The 1,663-nt window shown below is 35.4% G+C and carries 3 protein-coding genes; 2 read left to right on the top strand and 1 reads right to left on the bottom strand.

The window, feature by feature from the left end; translation table 11 throughout:
* Positions 1–297: 297 nt before the first annotated feature.
* Positions 298–885, bottom strand: coding sequence for a site-specific integrase (locus tag JCM11969_RS16610; protein WP_054712996.1), 588 nt, complete (start codon positions 883–885; stop codon positions 298–300).
* Between the two features lie 85 nt (positions 886–970).
* Here JCM11969_RS16610 and JCM11969_RS16605 point away from each other — a divergent pair, with 85 nt between their 5' ends.
* Positions 971–1,234, top strand: coding sequence for an AbrB/MazE/SpoVT family DNA-binding domain-containing protein (locus tag JCM11969_RS16605; protein ID WP_001748109.1), 264 nt, complete (start codon positions 971–973; stop codon positions 1,232–1,234).
* A complete protein-coding gene (locus JCM11969_RS16600; protein ID WP_001748110.1) occupies positions 1,228–1,572 on the top strand; it encodes a type II toxin-antitoxin system PemK/MazF family toxin in 345 nt (114 codons plus the stop codon). Before JCM11969_RS16605 ends, JCM11969_RS16600 begins: the two co-directional genes overlap by 7 nt.
* Positions 1,573–1,663 lie beyond the last annotated feature (91 nt).

The following is a 1,663-nucleotide window of genomic DNA, read 5'->3' as shown; positions in this document are numbered from 1 at the left end:
CCTGTAAAAAGATACTCATCTGGCCATTTTTTAGTGTATCTCATGTTGTTAATTGTTTTAATTATCTAGTTAAAATTAATAATGAATCAATGAGAGCTATTATGGCTAAAGAGTGTGTTTAAAGCAGTCCTAGTAATGATACTAGATAAAGAACACTAAAATTAGTGGTGGGTAATCAGCAGACCGAGTGAAATGAGGTCAATGCGCACTTACACATAGAATAAATTCTATGTTGTGCTAGGCCCATTAAAAGCCTGTATCAGAAGTCGCCGTTGGCGACAACAAAATCAAACCAATTTACCCAAAATCAATTTGGTTCAACATGTTTTCTGTATTTGCTTGATCCAAGCCTAAATAAGCTAAAGTCATTGATTCACTTGAGTGATTTAGTAAGTGCATGACTAGGCCAATATTGTAATTTGATTGCGTGTAAACACGATAAGCCCCGGTTTTGCGCATCGTATGAGTACCTAGATAATTAATTCCTAATAAATCGCCAACCTTACTCATAATTTTGTAGAACTGTTTTTCAGTAATATGGCGTTCTGGGTGTTGAATTGAAGGAAAGAGCCATTCAGAATCCAGCTTATGATCAAGCAGCCATTGACGGTACAATAAGAGCTCTGTTTGAACAGGTTTAAGGTACAAGGTATTAGGTTTACCAGTTTTTCGATCGTGAATGAACGCATTTTGTTTAATAGAACCGTCCAGATTAAAAATATCGGTCTGTTTTAAGTACATGACATCATTGACTCGTAGTAGCGTAGCTTTACCAACTTGAAAAATCGTATAGTTACGTCGGCCAGCTTTAAAATTATTGAGTAACGTATCTTGAACCTCTTTAAGAACGTTTGAATCTTTGATGGGTAAGACAACTTGTTGCATGTAAATGACCTCCAGTAAGAATATTTGCATTGTGTATCTACACGGGATATACTTGACTTGTAATAATAATTTAGGAGGGGAAAATATGGAACTTATTAAAGAACAAACACGCTTAGCAAAGTGGGGAAACTCGAAAGCTGCTAGAATTCCTAGCCAAATTATTAAACAACTGAAATTAGATGATAACCAAGATATGACAATAACCATTGAAAATGGATCAATTGTTTTAACACCAATAAAAAAGAACCCAACCAATATTCACGAGCTATTTAAGGATTGGCAAGATGACGGGAAAAGGGATCACGAGCTTGATTGGGGAAAGTCAGAAGGTAATGAACTTCAATGGTAAGCCAAGGTGATATATTTTATGTTAACTTTAATCCAAGCCGTGGTCATGAACAGATGAATAAGCGACCAGCCATTGCGCTAAGCAATGATCTAGTCTGTCAGACAAGTAACATGACGATTGTGGCTCCAATTAGCAGTACCAAGCGTAATTTTCCAATGTATCATCGACTAACTAGTAGTCAAACAGTATATGGAAAAGTATTATTAGATCAAACCATAGCCTTGGATTTACGGGCAAGACATGTCACTGATGAAACTATTGTCGATCATGTATCGCGTGAAGAACTAGAAGAAATAATCACTTTGTACAAATTATTGTTTAGTATTGATGACAAATAGAAGAAGTTATTTTTAGTATATAATGACAAATAACCCCCAAAATCTATAATATAGATATTGGGGGCTATTTTAACAACGTTTTTGAGGGGTT

Source organism: Secundilactobacillus paracollinoides DSM 15502 = JCM 11969 (assembly GCF_001311135.1).
GTDB lineage: Bacteria > Bacillota > Bacilli > Lactobacillales > Lactobacillaceae > Secundilactobacillus > Secundilactobacillus paracollinoides.
Note: the sequence above shows the minus strand (reverse complement) of the source record. Positions and strands in the feature narration are given on the sequence as shown.

What these genes read in the sequence shown, in the direction of transcription:
- JCM11969_RS16605 (WP_001748109.1), top strand. Translation starts at nt 971, where the DNA reads ATGGAACTTATTAAAGAACAAACACGCTTAGCAAAGTGGGGAAACTCG.
- JCM11969_RS16600 (WP_001748110.1), top strand. Translation starts at nt 1,228, where the DNA reads ATGGTAAGCCAAGGTGATATATTTTATGTTAACTTTAATCCAAGCCGT.
- JCM11969_RS16610 (WP_054712996.1), bottom strand. Translation starts at nt 885, where the DNA reads ATGCAACAAGTTGTCTTACCCATCAAAGATTCAAACGTTCTTAAAGAG.